This window comes from Hymenobacter glacialis (assembly GCF_001816165.1).
GTDB lineage: Bacteria > Bacteroidota > Bacteroidia > Cytophagales > Hymenobacteraceae > Hymenobacter > Hymenobacter glacialis.
Genome location: NZ_MDZC01000049.1, coordinates 20,944 through 43,017 on the forward strand (window position 1 = coordinate 20,944; position 22,074 = coordinate 43,017).

General features: G+C 63.3%; 12 protein-coding genes, 1 tRNA gene and 1 pseudogene. 7 read left to right on the forward strand and 7 right to left on the reverse strand.

Features of this window, described 5'->3' with window-relative positions; translation table 11 throughout:
• Window positions 1–28 precede the first annotated feature (28 nt).
• The 5 genes and pseudogenes from BEN48_RS06315 to BEN48_RS19665 form a co-directional block, all read right to left on the reverse strand.
• Window positions 29–4,507, reverse strand: a pseudogene (locus tag BEN48_RS06315) (CusA/CzcA family heavy metal efflux RND transporter).
• Between the two features lie 62 nt (window positions 4,508–4,569).
• A complete protein-coding gene (gene pcaF, locus BEN48_RS06320; RefSeq protein WP_070733764.1) occupies window positions 4,570–5,775 on the reverse strand; it encodes a 3-oxoadipyl-CoA thiolase in 1,206 nt (401 codons plus the stop codon).
• 306 nt (window positions 5,776–6,081) lie between these two features.
• Window positions 6,082–10,440 (reverse strand): DUF4394 domain-containing protein, encoded by a 4,359-nt coding sequence (locus tag BEN48_RS06325; protein WP_083320819.1) that lies wholly within the window; start codon window positions 10,438–10,440, stop codon window positions 6,082–6,084.
• 370 nt (window positions 10,441–10,810) lie between these two features.
• On the reverse strand, window positions 10,811–11,710 hold the full coding sequence (locus BEN48_RS19660) for a TonB-dependent receptor (protein ID WP_394330925.1): 900 nt from the start codon (window positions 11,708–11,710) through the stop codon (window positions 10,811–10,813).
• Window positions 11,683–13,251, reverse strand: a complete 1,569-nt coding sequence (locus BEN48_RS19665; RefSeq protein ID WP_241502195.1) for a TonB-dependent receptor — start codon at window positions 13,249–13,251, stop codon at window positions 11,683–11,685. The genes BEN48_RS19660 and BEN48_RS19665 overlap by 28 nt, the downstream gene beginning before the upstream one ends.
• 206 nt (window positions 13,252–13,457) lie before the next feature.
• On the opposite strand from BEN48_RS19665, the gene BEN48_RS06335 reads away from it, so the two are divergent.
• Window positions 13,458–13,988: a fasciclin domain-containing protein gene (locus BEN48_RS06335; RefSeq protein ID WP_394330926.1), complete on the forward strand. Its 531-nt coding sequence runs from the start codon at window positions 13,458–13,460 to the stop codon at window positions 13,986–13,988.
• 217 nt (window positions 13,989–14,205) lie between these two features.
• Here the strand turns inward: BEN48_RS06335 and BEN48_RS06340 are convergent, their stop codons facing one another.
• Window positions 14,206–15,345 (reverse strand): J domain-containing protein, encoded by a 1,140-nt coding sequence (locus tag BEN48_RS06340; protein ID WP_158010115.1) that lies wholly within the window; start codon window positions 15,343–15,345, stop codon window positions 14,206–14,208.
• A 146-nt stretch (window positions 15,346–15,491) separates the two neighbouring features.
• Between BEN48_RS06340 and BEN48_RS06345 the strand changes: the two genes are divergently transcribed.
• Genes BEN48_RS06345 through BEN48_RS06355 form a run of 3 tightly spaced genes read left to right on the forward strand, consistent with a single transcriptional unit; the run spans window position 15,492 to window position 17,544 of the window.
• Window positions 15,492–15,869 (forward strand): phage holin family protein, encoded by a 378-nt coding sequence (locus tag BEN48_RS06345; protein WP_070733768.1) that lies wholly within the window; start codon window positions 15,492–15,494, stop codon window positions 15,867–15,869.
• A gap of 6 nt (window positions 15,870–15,875) precedes the next feature.
• Window positions 15,876–16,757, forward strand: a complete 882-nt coding sequence (locus tag BEN48_RS06350) for a hypothetical protein (RefSeq protein WP_070733769.1) — start codon at window positions 15,876–15,878, stop codon at window positions 16,755–16,757.
• The gene (locus BEN48_RS06355) at window positions 16,729–17,544 is read left to right on the forward strand and encodes a geranylgeranylglyceryl/heptaprenylglyceryl phosphate synthase (protein WP_070733770.1); all 816 of its coding nucleotides are present in this window, start codon (window positions 16,729–16,731) and stop codon (window positions 17,542–17,544) included. The genes BEN48_RS06350 and BEN48_RS06355 overlap by 29 nt, the downstream gene beginning before the upstream one ends.
• 62 nt (window positions 17,545–17,606) lie before the next feature.
• Here BEN48_RS06355 and BEN48_RS06360 read toward each other — a convergent pair.
• Window positions 17,607–17,682: transfer RNA gene (locus BEN48_RS06360), tRNA-Thr, on the reverse strand.
• Window positions 17,683–17,967: 285 nt separating this feature from the next.
• Between BEN48_RS06360 and BEN48_RS06365 the strand changes: the two genes are divergently transcribed.
• The 3 genes from BEN48_RS06365 to BEN48_RS06375 all read left to right on the forward strand — a co-directional run bounded on the left by BEN48_RS06365 (window position 17,968) and on the right by BEN48_RS06375 (window position 22,071).
• Window positions 17,968–18,225, forward strand: coding sequence for a hypothetical protein (locus BEN48_RS06365; RefSeq protein ID WP_070733771.1), 258 nt, complete (start codon window positions 17,968–17,970; stop codon window positions 18,223–18,225).
• Between the two features lie 138 nt (window positions 18,226–18,363).
• Window positions 18,364–20,952: a YfhO family protein gene (locus BEN48_RS06370; protein WP_070733772.1), complete on the forward strand. Its 2,589-nt coding sequence runs from the start codon at window positions 18,364–18,366 to the stop codon at window positions 20,950–20,952.
• Window positions 20,953–21,153: 201 nt separating this feature from the next.
• Complete coding sequence (locus tag BEN48_RS06375) at window positions 21,154–22,071, forward strand: 1-aminocyclopropane-1-carboxylate deaminase/D-cysteine desulfhydrase (protein WP_070733773.1); 918 nt, start codon at window positions 21,154–21,156, stop codon at window positions 22,069–22,071.
• Window positions 22,072–22,074: the final 3 nt, after the last annotated feature.

The window sequence follows — 22,074 nt, forward strand, 5'->3', positions numbered from 1 at the left end:
AAGACTGCCGTGAAGAACCCGGCCCGGGCTACTGCGCGCCGAGCAGGTACTCCAGGTCGATGACGGTTTGGTTGTGTTGCAGCAGCGCGTCGAGGTAGTCGAGGCGCAGGCGGCGGGCCCGCTCCAGGTTGAGCAGGTATTCGGAGTAGCCGGTTTCGCCGGCCTTGTAGGCCAGGGTGGAGAGGCGCGTGATGACGGTGGCCTGCGGCAGGGCCGTTTGCTCGAAGTAGGCGAGGCGCTCCTGCTGCTCGGCGCGGCGAGCCAGCAGCTCATCAATCCGGCCAGCCAGCTCGGCGCGGTAGCGGCCCAGCTCGGCCAGCGCCACCTGTTCCTGCAGGCGGGCGGCCTGCACCCGGGCCTTGTGCGGCCCCCGCAGCAGGGGCACAGCCACGCCCGCCTGCACGCCCTGAAAGCGGGAGCCGGGCCCGTAGTAGCGTTCCACGCCCAATTCCAGCTGCTGGTAGCCAATGATGGATTGGTTGAAGTAGCCCACCGAGAACTCCGGCAGCCCGCGGGCCTGCTCCACCCGGGTTTCGGCCTGCCGCTGGGCTACCTGCTGCCGCAGCACCTGCGCCTGCGGACTGCGCGCCAGCGCGGCCGAGTCGGGGGCGGCGGGCACCGCGGCCAGCAGCACCAGGGGTCGCAGCAGGCTGTCGCACGGCTACGGTGGCGGGCACCTGCAGCAGGGCCTGCAGCTGCCGCTGCGCCACCCGAAAGTCGGTTTGGGCGGCCCGCAGCTGCGTCCGGATTTCGCCCTGCTGCACCAGGGCCGTGGCCGGCTCCAGCCGCGCCGCCTCGCCGGTTTTAAAGCGCAGGTTGGCGGCGCGCAAAAACTCGGAGTACACGCTGTCCTGCCCGCGCAGCACCCGTAGCCGGTGTCGTGCGTGCACGGCCTGCTCGTAGCTCAAGCGCACCTGCCGGCGCAGCTCGGCCCGCACCAGGGCCAGCTGCTGCTGCTGGCCTTCGATGCGGGTATCGGCTAGGTCGGCAGCACTACGGTACACGGCAGGCAGGCCCAGCGCCTGCGTGATGCTAAATAGATTGTCTTTATTCGCCGAGCTGTACTGCCCGTAGCTGCCCGTGATGGTGGTGCGGCCTACGTCGTAGGCGGCCCGGCGCACGGCCTGCTGGGCTTCCAAGGCTCGCTGCCCGGCCAGCACCGTGCCATTGGTTTGCAGGGCCTGCGCTACCGCTTGGGGAGCGGTGAGGGGGGATTGGGCTTTGGTGAGTAGTGGAAATAGTAGGAGCAGGAGCACGCCGGCTAGCTTCACCTCATGAGACCCCTCCGGGGCCCGGCCCCCTTCTCCCGCGGAGAAGGGGGAGCCGGTCATGCGCGGTTCCAAATCATCAGGCTCCCCCTTCTCCGCGGGAGAAGGGGGTCGGGGGGTTGAGGTTTTTCGCTCACTCAATGCATACAGCACCGGCAGCACCAGCAGCGTGAGCAGCGTGGCCGAAACCAGGCCCCCGATGACCACCGTAGCCAGCGGGCGCTGCACTTCCGCGCCGGCCGACTGCGACAGGGCCATGGGCAGGAAGCCCAGCGAGGCCACCGTGGCCGTCATCAGCACCGGCCGCAGGCGCACTTCGGTGCCGCGCAGGATGCGCGCCAGCGGGTCGGTCATGCCTTCTTCCTTAAGCTGGTTGAAGTAGCCGATGAGCACGATGCCGTTGAGCACGGCCACCCCAAACAGGGCGATGAAGCCCACGCCGGCCGAGATGCTGAAGGGCATGTCGCGCAGCCACAGCGCTACCACGCCGCCAATGGCTGAGAGCGGAATGGCCGTGAAAATGAGCAGCGACTGCTTAAGCGAGCGGAACGTGAAAAACAGCAGCACGAAGATGAGCAGCAGCGCCACCGGCACGGCAATGCTCAGGCGCTCGGTGGCCTGGCGCAGGTTCTCAAACTGGCCGCCGTAGGTGGTGTAGTAGCCCGGCGCGAACTTTATTTGTTGGTCTATTTTGGCTTGTAGCTCCTGCACTACGGTGGCCACGTCGCGGCCCCGCACGTTGAAGGCCACCGAAATGCGGCGCTTGGCGTCGTCGCGCTGAATCTGGTTGGGACCCTCGCGCAGTTCCACGCGGGCCACCTGCTCCAGGGGCACCTGCTGGCCGCTGGGCGCGGCAATAAAGAGGCGGCGCACACTGTTGATGTCCCTGCGCAGTCGGCCCGCAGGCGCAGCACCAAATCGAAGCGGCGCTCCTGCTCAAACACCTGGCCGGCCACCTCGCCGGCAAAGGCGGTTTGCACGGTGCGGTTCACGTCGGCCACGTTCAGGCCGAACTGCGCCAGGCGGTTGCGGTCCAGCGCCACCACAATCTGGGGCAGGCCCGTCACCTGCTCCACGTACACGTCCTCGGCGCCCGGCACCTGGCGCAGCAGCCGGCCCGCCTGCTGGGCGTAGTCGGCCAGCTGCTGCAGGTCTTCGCCGTAAATTTTGAGCACCACGTCCTGCTTGGCCCCCGAAATCAACTCGTTAAAGCGCATCTGAATAGGCTGCTGGAAGCCGAACGTGACGCCCGGAATGACGCTAAGGGCCTCGGACATTTTCTCGGCCAGCTCGTCGCGGTTCGGGGCCGAGGTCCAGTCTTTCTGGTCTTTCAGCACCACTATCAGGTCGCCGGCTTCCACGGGCATGGGGTCGGTGGGAATTTCGCTCGACCCGATTTTGGCCACCACCTCCTTCACCTCCGGAAACTGTGCCTTGAGAATGCCGCCGGCCTGCTGGGCTTTCTCCACGGTGTAGCTCAGCGAGGAGCCCGTGAGCGTGCGCATCTCCACGGCAAAGTCGCCTTCGCTGAGCTGGGGAATAAACTCCCCGCCCAGGGTGCGAAACAGGAAAAACGCCCCCACCAGCAGCCCCGTGGCCGCCGCCAGCACCACCGCCTGACGGCGCAGCACCACCTTCAGCAGCGGATGATAAAACCGGGTAAAAAAGGCCATCATGCGGTCCGAAAAGGTAGGTGTGGCGTCGGTGGACCGGCTCAGGGCCAGGGCCGCCATCATGGGCACGTAGGTGAGCGAGAGAATGAAGGCGCCCAGAATGGCGAAAGCCACGGTTTGGGCCATGGGCCGGAACATCTTCCCCTCGATGCCGACCAAAGCCAGCAGCGGCAGGTACACAATCAGAATAATGATTTCGCCAAAGGCCGCCGAGGAGCGGATTTTGCTGGCCGCGTGGTAGGTCTCGTCGTTCATTTCCTGCGCCGTGAGCCGCCCGCCCGCCGCGTGGCCGGGCGCGTGCCCGCCGTGCAGCCGGTGCACAATGGCTTCCACGATGATAACGGCCCCATCCACAATCAGCCCGAAGTCGATGGCGCCCAGGCTCATCAGGTTGCCCGATACGCCAAAGAGGCGCATCATGCTCACGGCAAACAGCATGGCCAGCGGAATCACAGACGCCACCACCAGGCCCGCCCGCCAGTTGCCCAAAAACAGCACCAGCACAAACACCACAATCAGCGCCCCCTCCAGCAGGTTGGTGGTCACGGTGTCAATGGCGCGGTTCACGAGGTGGGAGCGGTCCAGAAACGGCTCCACGCTCACGCCCTCGGGCAGGGTTTTGCGGATGGTGGCCATGCGCGTTTTTACGTCCTCAATGACCTCGGCGGCGTTGGCGCCTTTCAGCATGAGCACCAGCCCGCCCGTCACTTCGCCCCTGGCGAGGGTCATGGCGCCGTAGCGCACGGCCGCGCCGTAGCGCACCTCGGCCACGTCGCGCACCAGCACCGGCAGCCCGTTGCTGGTGCTGCGCACCACGATGTTGCCAATGTCGGCCAGGGACGTCACCAAGCCCTCGGTGCGGATAAACGCGGCCGTGGGGTTCTGGTCGAGGTAGGCGCCGCCGGCGTTCTGGTTGTTGGCCGCCACGGCCTGGTATACCTCGTTCACGGTCACGCCCAGCGAGCGCAGGCGCTCGGGGTCGAGCGCCACTTCGTACTGTTTCAGGAACCCGCCGAAAGAGCTCACATCAGCCACGCCGGGCGTGCCCAGCAGCTGCCGGCGCACCAGCCAGTCCTGAATGGTGCGCAGCTCGGTGGCGGTGTACTTTTTTTCGTAGCCCGGCTTGGCCCGCACCAGGTACTGGTATATTTCGCCCAGGCCGGTGGTTACCGGGGCCAGCTCGGGGCGGCCCGTGCCGGCGGGTATTCGGCTTTCGGCGTCGCGCAGGCGCTCGGTTACTTGCTGGCGCGCCCAGTAAATGTCAATGTTGTCCTCGAAGACGATGGTGACCACCGACAGCCCGAAGCGCGAAAAGGAGCGCACCTCCACCCGGCCGGGAATAGTGGCAATGCTCTGCTCGACGGGCAAGGACACGAGGCGCTCAATTTCCTGCGCGGCCAGCGAGGGCGCCACCGTGTACACAATTACCTGGTTGCTGGTGATGTCGGGCAGGGCATCAATGGGCAGCCGGCTGAGCGAGTAGCCGCCCCAGGCCACCAGGGCCATGGTGAGTAGCCCAATGATGAGCTTGTTGTGAATGGAAAAGTGAATCAGCCGGTCAAACATCCGTTGCGGTGGGAGTTAGGTCTAACGCTTCGGGAAAGTCCTGCGACGCGGCCCTTGTTTAGCTACACCCGCTCAATAATGACGGCGTAGCCCTGGCCCACGCCGATGCACATGGTAATAAGGGCGTAGCGCTTGCGTTGCTCCTGCAGCTCCAGGGCAGCGGTGTTGAGGAGGCGGGCGCCGCTCATGCCCAGCGGGTGGCCCAAGGCAATGGCGCCGCCATTAGGGTTGATGCGCGGGTCGTGGCCTTCCAGGCCCAGCCCGCGGATGCAGGCCAGCGCCTGGGCCGCAAATGCCTCGTTGAACTCAATTAGATTCATGTCGTTGAGGGTGAGGCCGGCTTTTTTGAGGGCCATCTGGCTGGCGGGTACTGGCCCGATGCCCATGTAGCGCGGCTCGACTCCGGCCACGCCCATGCTCACAATGCGGGCGCGGGGCGTGAGGTTGTGCTGCTTCAGGCCTGCCGCCGAAGCCAGCAGCAGGGCCGCCGCGCCGTCGTTGAGGCCCGAGGAGTTGCCGGCCGTCACGGAGCCGGTTTTGCGGAAGGCAGGCCGCAGCTTCGCCAGTCCTTCCAGCGAGGTATTGGCCTTGATGAATTCGTCGTGCTCGAAGAGCAACGGCTCGCCCTTGCGCTGCGGAATGGACACGGGCACAATCTCCCGGGCAAAGCGGCCCGAGTCGCGCGCCGCGCCGGCGCGCTGGTGCGACCCGTACGCAAACTGGTCCTGGTCCTCGCGGCTGACGTGGTCGCGCTCGGCCAGGTTCTCGGCGGTTTCGCCCATGGCATCGGTGCCATAAAGCTCCTCCATGCGCGGGTTGATGAAGCGCCAGCCGAAACTGGAGTCGTACATCTGCGAATCGCGGCCAAAAGCGGCGCTGGCTTTGGAGATGACCAGCGGGCCACGGGTCATGTTTTCCACGCCGCCGGCCACAAACAAGTCGCCGTCGCCGCTCTGGATGGCGCGGGCTGCGGCAATGCTGGCCGACAGACCCGAGGCGCAGAGGCGGTTCACGGTTTCGCCGGGCACCGAGGATGGCAGGCCGGCCAGCAGCAGCGCCATGCGGGCCACGTTGCGGTTGTCTTCGCCGGCTTGGTTGGCGCAGCCCATAATCACGTCGGCAATGCCCGCCGGGTCGGCCGTAGGGTTGCGCCGAAGCAGCTCCTGAATAACGTGGGCCGCGAGGTCATCGGGGCGAACGGGGGCCAGCGTGCCGCCAAAGTTTCCAATCGGCGTGCGAATGCCGTCAACGATATATGCTTCGGTCATAAGGAGAATAAGTAAGCAGGCGCCAATTTACGGCCAAACGCCCCCCCCGCACCGGCCCAACAGATTCGGCCGGGGTTTTTTCACGCTTTGCTGCTGACACATTCTTTCCATAGCAATGGGTCCTGGCACCGCTAGCGCGTGGGTTAGGCCAGGGCGCTTTGGGCCGCTCCGCACCTCTGGCTTCCACCCTCGGCAAAGGCATTTTCCAGGTGTTACTACTTTCCGAAACCCTGCGCTTGACAACAAAAAAGCCCCGCCTGCGATGTGCAGACGGGGCTTTTTAAGCAAGTAAAACCAGGTTGGCTACTACTCGATTACCAGGCGCTTGTTCACAGTGCCTTGCTCGGTTTGCATCCGAACCGTGTACACACCGCGGGCAATGCCTGCAATGGAAATCGGACGGGCGTTGCCGGCGGGCAGTGTGGCGCGCAGCACCACCTGGCCCAGGGAATTCACCAGCTGCACCTCCGTGGCCTTGCTGGCCAAAGCAGCGGGCAGGTTGATGGACACCGCGTCGCGGGCCGGGTTCGGGTACACCGACACCTGCTGGCTAACTGCCGAAGGAGCATTGGCGAGTACCGTTTTCTGGCTGATGAGCAGCGAGAAGCGGCCCGTGGCCGTGGCCCCGGTGGCTACCGTGAAGGAATAGCCCCCCGGCTGGCTCAGATCGAAGGCCGTGCCGGTGAGGGCATCCTGCAAGTAAGCGCGGGTGCCGGCGGGCAGACGCAGCAGCTCGGAGGCTTTGAGCGTGTTGGCACCCGCCGTGGTTTGCACGTGGAGCGGCACAGTCACGTCGGTGCTCATGAGGGCGGGCAGGCCATTCACGGCCAGCAGGGTGCTGGCGTCCAGGGTGCTGGCCACTGCCAGCGGCGAGCCACCCAGCAGCTTAAAGGCATCCAACTCCGAATCGAAGGCCGCCGTGGCGGCGGCGTCGAAGTACACCACGGCCTCATCAGCCAGACCGGCGGCGTTGCGCAGGTCGAGGCGCACAAGCGGGGCCGTGAGGGCACCGCGCTGAAACACCGGGTTGGCGTAAGCCGTGATGCGGGCCGTGTTGTTGAAGGTCAGGTCAGCTGTATTGCTATTAGCCCGTACAAAGAAGCCCTGGGCCACCGGTATCTCGACTTGGCCCCCGTTGGTGGCGGCCCCATTCACGGTGTAGGTGGAGTAAGTACCGGCGTACTGGCCCGACGAGCGGAACACGTACACGGTGGCGTCCACGTTGTTACGCACTACAGCGTCCCAGCTGATGGCCGAGGGGTAAGGGTTGCCGCGCAGGTGGAAGCCCGACATGGTCTGCGCCCCGCGGGTCAGGTTGCCGGTGTTGTAGGTGCCGTTGTTGAGCGCACCCACGAAGTCCACCGTTTCCGCCGAAGCAATGTTCACGGTGTAGCCGCGGGTAACCTGCAGTGGGTCGTTGAGGGTGTTGGGCGAGAAGAAGCCCTTGTCGAAATCCTGGGGCGCGGGGTTGCCGCTGGTTGTCACCCGGCTTTCCTCGTAGCCAAATACTGTTGGGAAAGGCACCACGGTGTTGCCTTGCGTGTTGTAGGCAGGGTTCACCACGGGCGTGAAGCCCGGCGTAGCCAGGTCGGCCACTGTGCTGCCGGTTACCGGCGCGGAGTAGTGGCGGTAGCCCAGGCCGGTGTTGCGGCTAGGGTCGATGTAGCGTTGCACGGTGGCCGTGCCGCTGGTCGTGCTGCTGCCGTTGTTCACTACCTCGGCGGTGCCTTTGGCATTGGAGAGCAGCGTCAGGTTGGCGTTGGTGGTCAGGGTGCCGGCGTTGAGGGCCAGTACCCGCTGCACGCTGGTCGGCGCGTTAAGCGTCAGGCCGCCGGGCGTGCTGGCGGTCAGGTTCTGGAACTGGGTGGCTGTGCCGCTGATAGTTTGCAGAGTCGCGCCAGCGAAGCGCACCTCGCCGGTGCCCGCGCCCAGCACCGTGCCGCCGTTGTTAATAAAGTTGCCGTTCAGTGTCAGCAGGCTCTGGTTGGCCGTGGTCAACGTAGCGCCATTGCCCAGCGACAGGCTATTCACTTGGCGCGGGTCGCTTACCACGGGGTCATTGGCCACGTCCGGAATGTTTACGTTGTCGGTGGCGGTAGGTACCTGCATGGGGCTCCAGTTGCCTGCCTTAGCCCAGTCGGTGTCTATCGCACCGGTCCACGTTATGCCCGCCAGAATAACCGGAGCGGGCTCCAGGAAGGCCGCCAGACCGGTCAGGTTGCTGCCGTTGCCGATGCGGCCCAACAGGCTGGTGCTGCCCGTACCCAGGTCGATGGTATAAAGGTTGTCGGTGGTGGTGCCTGTGAGCGAAGCCGCCAGGAAGCCCGTGTTCGCAGGAGTAGCGGGGGTGGTGAGGTCGGTGAAGATGTCAAAATCGACGCCAGTGGCAGTGTTTACCACAATCCCGGAGCTGCCAACTGTGGTGTTGGTGCCGGCGTTGGGGTTGCTGAAAATTACCAGTTCATTGGTAGTCTGGTCGTAGCCGTACTGCGTAGTGCCCGTGGCGGCGTTGTTGTCGTTATTGGTATAGGCCGTACCCGACAGCGCCCGCCCGGTTGAGCCGTCGGCTGTTTGTACGAGTACCCCAGTGTCCGGATGGAGACGGTAGTTGTTGCCGTTGGCGCCCAGCAGGCGTACGCGGTCGACCACAGGGTTGAAATCAAACCCAACGTCGGAAGTTCCTCCGAGCGAAACGGCATTGAGGCCGCCCACCGCGCTCAGGGCACCAGTGGTTAGGTTGAGGGTGTAGAGCTGGCCCTGCTGAGCGGTGGCGTTGTAGCCTAGGGCGTACAGCAAGCCATTGAAAGGCCGGAAGTCAGTGCCCACCAGCACTTGGCTAGCTCCCAGGCCGGTGATGTTCACCGCCGTGCGGATGACGTTGGGGTTGCCCGAATCAAACGAAATCAGGTTGCCACCGGCCACGCCGTACAGCAGGCGACCCACCAGCGCGGGCTGGGTAAGAGGCGCGATTAGGGCCGCTACGTCGCGCACCGGGATGCCCAGGCCAATGGCGCCCACCAGCGTGGGCGTGCCCGTGTCTAAGTTGAGCGTGTAGAGATTGCTGTTGGCCTGCCCGTTGGGGTTGGCCGTCAGGAAAGCCCGGTTCAACGAAGCAGCGTTGTCGTAATAAATATCAAGGTCGACCAAGGCGTTGGCCTGGTTCAGGGCCAGGCCGGTGTTGCCGTCAGTGTTCAGGACACCAGCGTTTGGCGGGTCTTGCGTGGTCAGAGTGCTCAGGGCCTCGTCGATGTCGTAGAGCTCAGTGGAGGTGCTGCCGGCAAAGCTGTTGCGGTAAGCCACCGAGCCGATGCGGGGAATAGCGCCGGCATTGACGTCGCCGGCGGCGTAGGTCAGGGTGCCATCGGTGGCGGCAAGAGCGCCGTTGTTGGGATTGAGGCGGAAGTTGGCGCGGTTGGTGCTCACCACCCGGATGCGGTCAACCGTGGGGTTGAAGTCAAAACCGATGTTATCGGTAGCGCCGCCCAGTTCCAGGCGAATGGCTGCGCCCACCGACGTAGCTACGCCCGTGCTCAGGTTGATGGTATAAATCTGGGTATTGGCGCCCGCAGTAGCGGCATCGTAGCCGATGCCAAACAGCTGCCCGGTGTTGGGGCGGAAGTCAGTGCCCACCAGCGTCTGCCCGGTGGCAAGGCCGGTGATGGTAACCGCCGAGTTGATAAAGCCCGGCGTGCCCGAGAAGAAAGAAATCAGGCTGTTGTTCGTCGTCACGGCGTACAGCTGCTGGCCGCTGGCAGCCGGCGCGGTCCGGTCGATGGCAAAGGCGATGTCGCTGATAACCAAAGAGGAAAACCCATTGCTTACAAGCGAAGCATTGCCGGTAGCGAGGTCAAGATTGTAAAAGGCGGTAGAGGTGGGGTTCAGCGCGGAGGTTACGGCCAGCAGGGTGCTCTGGGCCCGCGTCATGGGGTCGGTGTAGATGTCGAAGTCCGTCTGGTCGCCGGCGGTTAGCAGCGAGGCACTGTTGCGCATGACGGTCACGCCGGCCGTCAGCACGCCGTCGTTGGGCGGGTTCTGAATGTAGAGCGTCGAGCGGCTCTCGTCGATGTCGTAGAGCGTGGTGCTGGCCGCACCTATAAAACTGTTGGTGTAGGCCACCGAGCCCACCACGGGGTTGTCGGTAGAAGGTGCCGGAAACTTGATGTTGCCGTCGGTGAAGGCCAAGGCGCCGTTATTGGGGTTGAGGCGGAAGTTCGCGTCGTTGCTGCTCGTCACCCGGATGCGGTCTACGGTGGGGTTGAAGTCGAAGCCAATGCGCTCGGTAGCGCCGCCCAGCTTCAGCTCCAACGAGCTGCCCACGGTGGTGGCAACCCCGGTGGTGGTGTTGAGAATGTAGAGCTGGGCCGTGCTGGCACCGTTGTAGCCCAGGGCAAACAGCTGGCCGGTAGCGGGGCGCGAGTCGATGCCTACCAGGACCTGCCCGGCCGTGACGCCGGTAACGGGCACCACGGTGGGAGCGCTGCCCAAGGCCAGGGAAGCAGCGCTAAAAGTCACAAGCCCGGCTCCGTTGGGCGTGATGCCGTACACGGTTTGGGCTTGGGCGCTGGGCGCGGCGGCCAATAGGCCCATGGTTAGGGCGGCGGCAGACAGCACCCGGGAGGTGCGTTGCCATAAACCCAATGCGGAGGAAGGTAATGTTGTGTTCATACTTGCTTGTAGATTACTAGAAAAGTGAACGGATAAAAAGAGGCGCCAGCCACTGAAGCCAACGTATACAATAGATGAGGTACGCGAATCCTATGGAATAGGATTTGAATACTGAACATTAAATTCGTTTAATGAAAAGCAAAACGCTAGTTAGGGGTGCCCGGCCTATTTGAGGCTATGTATTAGGGAGTTCCGAATGTTACCCCCAAGTGCCCGGAATGTCAGCTGTTCTTGGCGCAGCAAGCAGCAAGTGGCCCGCATGCCGCGGCACCTACCACGGCCAAATCACACGCACCTGCCACCAGCCGTGTTGGGTGCCGGCCGGCACATCGGAGAATTGTCCAACTTTGGCCCCGCTATTGGTGAAGGTTTAAAACTCCACAATGAAGCCAATAGTGGGCACCACCAAGGCATCATCGTCCAGGAGCAGAATGGGCACGGCGTTGCGGCCGTCGGGGCGCAGGGGCTGGCCGTCGGTGGTGGTGTAGGCGCTGTTGTCGGCGGTGCGCTCGAAGGTGTAGGTGGGCGGCGAAACAGGCTTGGTGAGCAGCGCGTTCTGCACGTCAATGTAAAAGTCAAAGCTCAGGCGGCGCAGGCTGATTTTCTTGTCCAGGCGCAGGTCCAGCTGCTGAAAGCTCTTGAGGCGCCGGGTGTTGAGGCGGCTGTAGTCCAGCACGCCCGTGCCCACGGCCTGGTAGCTGGCGCGGCTGGCGGCCTCGTCGTAGGGCGTGTAGGGCGCGCCGCCGCCCACACGGTACTTGGCGCCCACTTCCCAGCCGCGGCCCAGCTGGTAGCCCAGCAGCCCCGACCCCAGAAACCGCGTGTCCCAGGCCGTGGGCTGGTACACGCCATCGGCCCCCGAAAACTCCGAGCGGAAGCCCGTGAGCGACACCACCGCAAACAGCTTGCCGCTCAGCTTCTGCTGGAAAAAGGCCTCGGCCCCGTAGGCGCGGCCCCGGCCGGTGCTGGTCACGGCCTCGTTGCCAATGGCGTTGAAGTCGCCGCCCAGGTTGGCCAGGCTGATGCCGTCGCGCACGCTCACCGGGTAGTTGGCGTACTTCTTATAAAAGCCCTCCAGCGTGAAGCGCGTGGCCTTGCCCGGCAGCCACTCCAGGCCCGCCACCGCGTGGTCGGACCGGATGTAGCTACTACCCGAGTTGAGGCGGGTGCCCCGCTCATCGCGAAAGCCCAGGATGGTGCTGGGCGGTATCTTAAAGTAGCGCCCCAGCGAGGCGTTCAGGTTCAGGGTGGGACGCAGGGCGTAGGACAATGACGCCCGGGGCGAAAGCGTGCGGTCGAGGCGGTAGCCCTGGGCCAGGGCCGAGGTACCATGGCCCGAATACCGGCCGACACGGTCAGGCGGCTTTCGGCGCCGTAGGCCCGGGTGGCCTGCGCAAAGGCCCCGTAGCGCACAAAATCCAGGTCGGTCACGAAGCGCACCGTCACGGCGGGGCTCACGAGCGTGCCGCTGGCGTTGCGCACTTCCGAGCGGATGCGGTTGGTCAGGTTGTTGTCGTAGTGCTGCAGCTGGCCCACCAGGCCGTAGCTGTACTGCCAGCGGCCCACGCGCTTGTTCACATCGGCGCGCAGCTTGTTTTCTACTTCGCCGTTGCGGGCGGCCAGCTTACGGAAGGCTTCCTGGCCCTCAAAGCCGTAGGTAAACTGGTCGGCCTGGCCGTATTGCTGGGTACGGCTCAGGGCCACATTCACGAAGCCATTGTCCACTAAATGGCGCAGGTTCGCGCCCACCGTGTAATTCCATTGGTCAATGGTAGGGTTGGAGCGCAGCACAAATTCCTTGGAAGGCGAGCTGTTTTTGGGCGCCTTTATTTCAAAGTGGTCAATGGCGCCCAGCCCCAGGGTGGTAATGGTGGTTTTGGGCGAGAGCCTGGTGGTGGTTTTGAACTGAAAATCGTAGAAATCTGGCCGGATGGGCAAGTCAATCAGCTTAAAGAGCACCTGCAGATAACTGCGCCGGGCCGAAGCTAGAAATGTGGTATTCGGCGTAAGCGGCCCCTCCAGCGTGGCCGCTACTTCGGTACCCGACGTGCGCAGGTTGCCCTGAATGCGCTCGGAGTTGCCGTCGCGCTGCCGGAACTGCAGCACCGAGCTCAGCGCGTTGTCGTACCGCGCCTGAAACGCGGAGCTGCTCAGCGTCACGTCTTCAATAAAGCTCACGTTGAGAATACCAGCTGGCCCGCCCGCACTGCCCTGCGTGGGAAAGTGGTTGATGACCGGCACCTCGATGCCGTCCAGGTAGTACACGTTTTCGTTGGGCGCCCCGCCCCGGATAATGATGTCGTTGCGGAAGCCGGCCGTGCCGCCGCTGCCGCCGCCGCCCACGCCGGGCAGGCTCTGCACCACCCGCGAAATGTCGAAGTTGCCGCCCGGGTTGCTCTTTATTTCCTCGGTGGTGAGGCGCTGCACGCTGAGCGGGGTTTCGGGCGTGGCTACCCGAATGGCGCGGCTGGCCGTCACGGTTACTTCGCTCAGGGCCTGGGGCGCGGCATTTAGCTCCAGGTTGAGGGTGTTCACGTTGCCACTGCTCAGGGCAATGTTGGCGCGTAGCAGCGCATCGTAGCCCACGAAGGTGGCGCGCAGGTTGTAGGGCCCGGCCGGCACGCCCGTAAGACGGTAGCGTCCCTCAGCATCGGTAGCGGTGCTAAAATCAGTGCCTTCCAGGGTGATGCTCACGCCGGGCAGCACCTCCTGAGTAGCGCGGTCGCGCACGGTGCCGGCCACGGTGCTGGCGTTTTGGGCCCGGCTGCCAAGGGCAAGCAACAGAAAACACAGCAGGGGTAGAATGCGCATAAGGCAGCAAGCAACAGGTGCGGCAAATGGTTTGTGGGCACACACCCTGGCGCGTGACCATCCCGGCCGGACGCGCCCGCAATCAGGAAAAATCCGCTTCAGGCAATCCGTTGGCGCAAGCCGTGGCGTAGGTGGGTCATCTTTAAAACAACAACCATTTATTTATTCTGATGAAAAAGACTTTGTTTTCGCTCGCCTTGGTTGCCATGTTCAGCGTTGGTGCTACCACCACTGTTTCGGCCCAGTCCAAGACCAAGACCGTGATGGTGGGCGGCGCACCTATGTACCCCACGAAGAACATCGTGGAAAATGCCGTTAACTCGAAAGACCACACCACCCTGGTAGCCGCTGTGAAGGCTGCTGGCCTCGTAGAGACCCTGCAAAGCGCTGGTCCCTTCACCGTATTTGCTCCTACCAACGCTGCTTTCGGCAAACTGCCCGCTGGCACGGTAGAAACCCTCGTGAAGCCCGAGAGCAAGGAGACGCTCACCAAAATCCTGACCTACCACGTAATAGCCGGCCGCATGACCGCCGCCGACCTGATGAAAGCCATCAAAGCCGGCAAAGGCAGCGCCACCCTCAAAACCGTGAGCGGCGGCACCCTCACGGCCATGATGAAGGGCAAGAAGATTGAACTGAAAGACGAAAAAGGCGGTATGTCGATGGTAACCATCGCCAACGTGATGCAAAGCAACGGCGTTATCCACGTAGTGGACACAGTGCTCCTGCCTAACTAATCTTCTCTGAGCTATCTAACAAACGCAAACAACCGCTGCCGGCCCCGTGCCAGCAGCGGTTGTTTGCGTTTTGGGAGCAGGATGGATTCTTGCAGGTCGGTCCCACAATGCGGGTTCATCGCTCTGCTTGCGCCTGCTAAATGTTGGTCGTGCAAAAGTAACCGCAGCAAAAAAGAACGTCATGCTGAGCGCAGCCGAAGCACAACGTTCTGAATTCTCACCTGCACTTTTCCTCCGCTGTGCGGGCGTACTCGTAGCCCAGCAGCAGGGCGCGGCGGTAAAACTCGCAGGCAGCGGTCGTGTCGCCGGTGCGGCCTGCCAGCCGGCCCAGCAGAAAATGCGTGCGCCCATCGCGCGGCCGGGCCTGCAGCACCTCAAAATAAGCCGTGCGGGCGCTGTCGTAGCGGCCCAGGGCCGTGAGGGCCAGCCCGCGCACCTGCACGTAGTGCCAGGGCGTGGCCGCCCCGGCCCGCCGGCGCTGAGCCAGGCCGTAGTCAAGGTCGGCCAAGCCCTTTTCGGGCTGGGCCAGGTCGAGCAGGCGGGCGGTGCCACGGGCCAGGTAAGCGGCGCTCAGGGTGCTGTCCAGCACCAGGGCGCGGGTAAAATTGAGCTCCGCGGCGGTGGGCAGGCCAAGGTCGGTTTCGCAGCGAGCCAGTCGGAACAGCATGTCGGCGGCCCGGCGGCGGGGCTGGGGCTGTAGCAGGGCCGCCTGGAAATCGGCGCGCGCGGCACGGGGGTCGCGGTTTGCCAATAGCTCCAGCTCGGCCCGTCGGCGCAGGGCCGGCGCATAATCGGGGCGGAAGTGCAGGGTTTCGTCCATGAAGCTGTAGGCCGCCGCCAACTGGCCCCGGCCGTAGGCCTGCATGCCGTCTTTGTAGTTGCTGGCGGCCGTCACACGGTCCATGGTCACCTTCACGGCCAGCGCAAACAGCGCAATGCCCAGCAGGAATAACAGCGTCAGCACCCAGTCGCGGCGGTTGAAGCCCGGGCGCTGGCGCGGAATGCGCTGGTAGTGCCGCTCGTGGCTGCCGGCGGGCGGGCGGGTGCGCAGCGGCGCGGGCGGCGGCATGGGCACCCCGTACACGTGCTGGGTGGCGGGGCGGTGCTGCTGCTGGCGCCGCACGTCCTCGGCCCGACGGGCAGCCTGGGCGAGCTGGAAATCGTATGAAGCGCGGCGGCCGGGGTCGCCCAGCACGCGGTACGCCACGGCCACGGCCTTAAACTGGTCCTCGTACCGCAGGTCGCCGCCGTGCTTGTCGGGGTGGTAGCGCACCACCAGTTGCCGGTAGGCACGCTTTATTTCGGCGGCCGTAGCAGTGGGGGCTACTCCAAGGACTTGATAATGATTTTGACTCACGCTGGGCACCAAACACGACTGACCACACAAAAGTCAGCCACGCGCCGAAATTTTCCGTAGAACCGGCGCAGTCCGCTGCGTTTTTTTTCTGATGTTGCGGATATATTTCAGCCTTTTTTCTTTCTTGCACTCCAATTTCGCGCCGTATGCTCTTCGACGACGACACCTCCAAAACACCCCGCAACGACAGCCTGATTGGCAACCTGACCGGCTACCTCGACACGCGCATTGACCTGGTGCGGCTGGAAATCCAGCAAAAAGTATCCACAGTCTTCGTGAGCACCGTTCATGGCGTAACGCTGGCCCTTCTGGCCCTGATGTTCGTTATTTTCCTGAGCGTATTTGCCGGGCTGGCCCTCAATAGTGCCCTCGATAGCTCCTTCTGGGGCTTCGGCATTGTGGCCGGCTTCTACCTCATACTGCTGGTGCTCGTGCTGGTGGGCGTGGATAAAGCCGCTTTCCAGGGCATTGCCAACAAGGCGCTCAAAGACACCATTTACAAATCTGACAAACGCCAAGCCTAGCCTGCTATGAGTGACTTGCACAATCCCCTGTTCGACGAAGAAAAAGAATTCCTAGAGCGGAAGAAGCTCGAGTACGAGCGCGCCCTGCGCGGCGACGTAGACCACATCAAGGACCAGTCGAAAACCGTGGGCAAGGTGGCCCTGGTGGGGGCTGGCCTGGCCGGTGGCATCTGGCTCATATCCAAGGCCTTCGGTGGAAAGAAGCGCAAGCGCAAATTCCGCAACGAGTTCAGCCAGGATGACAACGAGGCCGGTTGGGACGATTTCGGTTCCGACGACACCGCCGATTTTGATGCCGACAACGGCTTTGGCAGCGAGTACTACACTGCTGGCAATGGCAAGCGCTACAAGAGCGTGACGCACAGTAAGTCAGCCTCGGCTTCGGCCCAGGTCTTTATGGACGAGGACGCTGACGAAAGCGACAATGACGACGATGCTGCCTTGGGAATTGCACCCGTTAATGGTGCAGCCAAGCTCAAGGCCGCCAGCCGCCAGGAGCACGAGCCCTCGCCGTTCGACACCGAAGATTTTGAGGACGACCCCTTCCAGGATTTGCCCTACGACGACAGCCGTCGCCTGCCCGCTTCGCATGCCTTCGACGAAGGAAACGGCCAGCTTGCCGCCCTGGCACCGCGCCAGCCCAGCATGGTGGCTGGTGTGTTGCAGTCCTTCCTGCAGTCCGACACCGGTAAGATATTGGTGGCCCAGGCGGCGGCTGTAGTGCTGGCCATGGTGACAAAAAAAGTGAGTGAGTTTTTCCCGGCCGACAAAAATGCCGACCTTGCGAACTCCCCCGACCCCGCACCAGCCGATAACGGGTTTACTCCCGTCAATTCGCCCGCCACTCCCAGTTCCCCGGATGCGTTCACCCACTCCGCTTCTCTATGATGAGCTCTGCACTCGCCAGCAGCAAGGCCGCAAGGCGCTGGCCGTGCTGCTCGACCCAGATAATTTAGACGAAGACAGTCTGTTACACCTGTTGCGCCTGAGCCAGGCGCATCCGGTTGATTACTTTTTCGTGGGGGGCAGCCTGGTGCTAAGTTCGCACCAGGCTGCCCTTATTGCGTTGATTAAGGAGCACTCCACGGTGCCGGTGCTGCTGTTCCCCAGCCACAGCCTGCACCTGGATGGCCCTGCCGATGGCGTGCTGCTGCTTTCGCTCATCTCGGGCCGCAACCCTGATTTTCTGATTGGCCAGCACGTGGTGGCGGCGCCGCGCCTGCGCGCCAGCGGCCTGCAGCTGCTGCCCACCGGCTACATGCTGGTCGAATCGGGCCGGCCCACCACGGCTTCCTACATGAGCGGCACCGCGCCGCTCCCTCACAACAAGCCCGGCATTGCCGCCTGCACCGCCCTGGCCGGCGAGCAGCTGGGCCTGAAGCTGATGTACCTGGACGGCGGCAGCGGCGCCCAAAACCCCGTGTCGGCCGCCATGATTGCAGCCGTGCGCGAAGCCGTGATTGCTCCCATCATCGTGGGTGGCGGCCTCAATACCGGCGAAAAAGTGTACGCTGCCCTGGCTGCCGGGGCCGATGTGGTGGTAGTGGGCAACCATATTGAGGCCGAGCCGGAATTCCTGGCCGAAGCTGTTAGCGTAGTCGCCTCGTTCAATACCGCGGCAACTGCGGGTGCCGGCACCCAGGGCCCCGCTTCTGAAGCGGCATTCGCTTCATAAAGAGGCTCCAGTAAAAACAGAAAGGCCCTTCTCGCATTGGAGAAGGGCCTTTCTGCTTTTACTGGAGCCTCTTATTGGACTCGAACCAACGACCTGCTCATTACGAATGAGCTGCTCTACCAGCTGAGCTAAAGAGGCGTAATTCCCAGCCAGCGTATTGGATGGGACTGCAAAGATAGGCACCACGCCGGAAGCCGCGCAACCGCTGTTCGGGAAAAGTTTGGTAACCCCTTTGTCGGGCCGGGCGTTTTGCTGCACAATCAACCCTTGGCTGTTGTGGAATTGCTGCGCGGGGTTGCGAGTACCGTGGACCGAGCGCTGCGGAATAAGTAGTTGCACCAAAATCAGTTCAAAATACGTTGCCAAACAGTACGTCTGCACGCGCTGGCTGTACCTTGCGGCGGCATTTACGTTTCTAGCTCCATGCGTTTCTGGTTCATCCTCATTTTGGTTTTTATTGCGCTGCGCTACGTGCTGCCCATTGTGCTGCGGCTGGTGCTGGCGGGGTTTGTGCGCAAGCAGATGCGCAACGGCGGCTTTATGGCGCCGCCGCAGCAGCCGGGCCCGGTGGCGGTGCCCGGCGAAGTCCGGGTAGACTACGTGCCGCCCGCAGCCGCCGAAGCCGATAAGCCGCAGGGTTTCAAAGGTGGCGAATACGTTGATTTTGAGGAGATAAAATAGCGCGCAAAGTTGCGCAAAGTAAAAATCAAGTCTCGCTAAGGGGAGTGCTCACACCCTGACGAGACTTCTTTTTTCCTTCGCGTAACCCTGCGCGACTGTACCTTCGGGCACGTTTTTGTGTTTTCTAAAATCGCCCCGATGGCTGCTGTTGCTTCTGCTTCTCCTATTTCGTCTGCGCCCTGGTGGCGGCGGGCTTTGCCGCACGTGCTGGCGGTGCTGTTTTTTGTGGTGCTGGCCAGCCTGTACTTCTCGCCTATAATGTTCGAGGGCAAGAGCCTGGCCCAGCACGACATCACCCAGTTTCAGGGCGGTGCCCACGAGGCCCAGGAGTACGCCAAGGCCATGGGCCGGGAGGCGCTGTGGACGAATTCCATGTTTTCGGGCATGCCCACCTACCTCATCAGCCTGCACTTTCCGGGCGACTGGTCGGGGTACCTGCAAACCATTATGACCCTGGGCTTGCCCGCCGTGGTGGCCAATTTGTTTCTGGCGCTGCTGTGTGGCTACATTCTGCTGGTGGCGCTGGGCGTGCGGCCGCTCATAGCCGTGGCCGGTGCCGTGGCGCTGGGCTTTTCCAGCTACAACCTCGCCATTCTGGCCGCGGGCCACAACACCAAGAGCATTGCCCTGGCCTACGCGCCGCTGGTGCTGGGCGGCGTGCTGGTGGCCTACCGCCGCGATAAGTGGCTGGGTGCCGCGCTATTTGCCGTGGGCCTCACCCTAAACGTGCGCGCCAACCACCTGCAAATCACCTACTACTTGCTGCTGTTGATTGCCATTTTCGGCATCATGGAGCTGGTGGCGGCCTACCGCGCCGGGCGCCTGCCCGAGTTCTTTAAGCGCACGGCGTTGTTGGGCCTGGGCGCGGCGCTGGCCGTGGGCGTGAGCTTCGGCCGCCTTTACACCACCCTCGAATACAGCAAATACAGCAACCGCGGCCGCACCGAGCTGAAAACCTCGGCGCCCACGGCTCCCGGCCAGGCCCCCGCAGCGGCTGCTGCCGACGAGAGCACGGGCGTGGACCGCGATTATGCGTTCCAGTACAGCTACGGCGTGGGCGAAACCATTACGCTGCTCATTCCCAACTTCTACGGCGGCGCCAGCGCCATGCCGCTCGGCACCGATTCTAACCTGGCCAAGGCAGGCCTGCCGCAGGAGTACCTGGCCGGCATGCCCACCTATTGGGGCCAGCAGAGCTACACGGCCGGCCCGGTTTACATGGGTGCGGTGGTGTGCTTCCTGTTCATTTTGGGCCTGTTTGTGGTAGACAAGCGCACGCGCTACTGGCTGCTGGCCGGCACCATCCTGTCTATTCTACTGGCCTGGGGCAAGAACTTTGAGACGTTCAACTACCTGATTTTTGACTTGCTGCCGGGTTACAACAAGTTTCGGGCGGTGAGTATGGCGCTGGTAATTGCGCAGCTGGCTATGCCCATTCTGGGTGCCCTGGCGCTCAGCCGCGTGCTACGCCCCCGCACCGCGCCGCAGCCTGTAGTGCCGGCCGACGCGCAGCTGCACCCAGCTCTGGCCAAAGCGGTGAAGGCTGCTGGTACAACAGTGGCCGCTCCGGTATCGGGCGAGGCAGCGGCCTTGCTGCCCCAGGTGCTCTACGCGGGTGCCATCACGGCGGGTCTGTGCGTGCTGGCGTACCTGGCCAGCTTCAGCTTCGATTTTGCCGCCCCCATTGATGGGGAACTGACCAAACAGGGCTTCACGCCGGAGCTGCTCACGGCCCTGCGCGCCGACCGCGCCGACCTGCTGCGTAGCGACGTGTGGCGCGGACTGCTGTTCATTGGCGCGGCGCTGGGCGTGCTGTATTTTCATTTGAAGGGCAAGCTGAACACCATGCCAGCCGCTGCCATCATGGTGCTGCTGGTGCTGGTTGATTTGTGGGGCGTGGACAAGCGCTACCTCGGCAGCGACAAGTTCCAGCCCACCAGCATTGCGGCCAGCTTCCAGCCCACCCCGGCCGATGAGCTGATACTGCGGGACACCGACCTGAGCTACCGCGTGCTCAACCTGGGCAATCCTTTCAACGAAGCCCAGACGTCGTACTTCCACAAGAGCATTGGCGGCTACCACGGCGCCAAGCTGCGCCGCTACCAGGACCTCATCGAGCGCCAGATTTCCAACAACAACCAGCAGGTGCTCAACATGCTGAACATGCGCTACCTCATTACCGGAGACCCCAAGCAGCCCGTGCAGCGCAACCCTGGAGCGCTGGGCAACGCCTGGTTTGTGCGGGAGGTGAAAACCGTGAACAGCCCCGATGAAGAAATGGCCGCCCTCAGCACGCTCAGCCCTGCCACCGAGGCCGTGGTGGACGTGAGCAAATTCGCCCAGCAAAAAGCAGCCACCTACGACGTGACTGGCTCCACCATCAAGCTGGTTGGCTACACCCCCGACGAGCTCAACTACCGCTACACCGCTACGAATCCCGGCTTGGTGGCCTTCTCGGAAATTTATTATGCCGATGGCTGGCAGGCCTTTATCGACGGCAAGCCGGTGCCGCACATTCGGGCCAACTACGTGCTGCGCGCCCTGCAGGTGCCGGCCGGCTCGCATACCGTCAGCTTCAAGTTTGAGCCTAAGTCCTACGCCATCGGCAACGGGGTTTCGCTGGCCTCGAGCATTGCCTTGCTGCTGGTGCTGGTAGGGGCGGGCGTGTACGCCTTCCGCCGCAAGCGCGTGGCCAATGTGCCGGTAGCCGCCGTGCCGGTGGCTTAGAGACGGTCTTAAAAATACCCTCACGCCCGCCTCACCCCCTAACCCCCTCTCCAAAAGAGAGGGGGAACTAGCCTTAGTCTCTAATATTCTTGTTTCTAAAGGGTAGGGTTGAAAAAGCTAAAAACTAGTTCCCCCTCTCTTTTGGAGAGGGGGCTAGGGGGTGAGGTGGACGCGAGCGCAGCATTGTTCAACTCTGGAATCGTGGAGGAGCTTTTGCAGGAAATCAACGAGCCCATTGCGGACGCACATGGCGTGCGCCTGCTGCTGTGGCGCGATGATTTGGCGAACCCCGACCTGCCCGGCAATAAGGCCCGCAAGCTGAAGTACAACCTGGCAGCGGCCCGGCAGCAGGGCCACCACACCCTGCTGACTTTTGGTGGTGCGTACTCCAACCACATTGCTGCCGTGGCCATGGCTGGCCGCCTGTTCGGCTTCAACACCATTGGCCTGATTCGGGGTGATGCGCCAGCGGAGGGCCACGAGCCGGCCCGTCTGAACCCCACCCTGGCCCAGGCCACGGCCGATGGCATGGCCCTGCACTACCTGGACCGCAGCAGCTACCGCCGCCGGGCCGAGCCGGAATTCCTGGCTGAACAGCTGGCGCGCTTCGGCCCGGCGTACGTGCTGCCTGAAGGCGGCACCAACGCGCTGGCCCTGCCCGGCTGTGCCGAGCTGGTGGCCGAAATCCGCCAGCAAACGAGTTTTGACGCTCTGGCCGTGGCGGTGGGCACGGGTGGCACCCTGGCCGGACTGGTCACAGGACTGGCTGAAACCGAGCGAGTCCTGGGCGTGGCAGCGCTGAAAAACGGCGGTTTTCTAAAAGCCGAAGTAGATGCGCTAACTCATTTGGCGGCTGGGCGGGCTTTCAACAACTTCTCGCTGCATACGGACTACCACTTCGGCGGCTACGCCAAATACTCGGCGGAGCTTTTGGGCTTTATTCAGCAATTCCAAGCCCGGCACGGTGTTCTGCTCGACCCCATTTACACCGGAAAAATGATGGCGGGGGTGCTGGATTTGATTGGGAAAGGCTACTTCGCGCGGGGCAGTACGGTGGTCGCCGTTCATACTGGTGGGCTGCAAGCCTGGGCCGGCTGGGGGGAGAGGTTTGGGGAGTAGAGG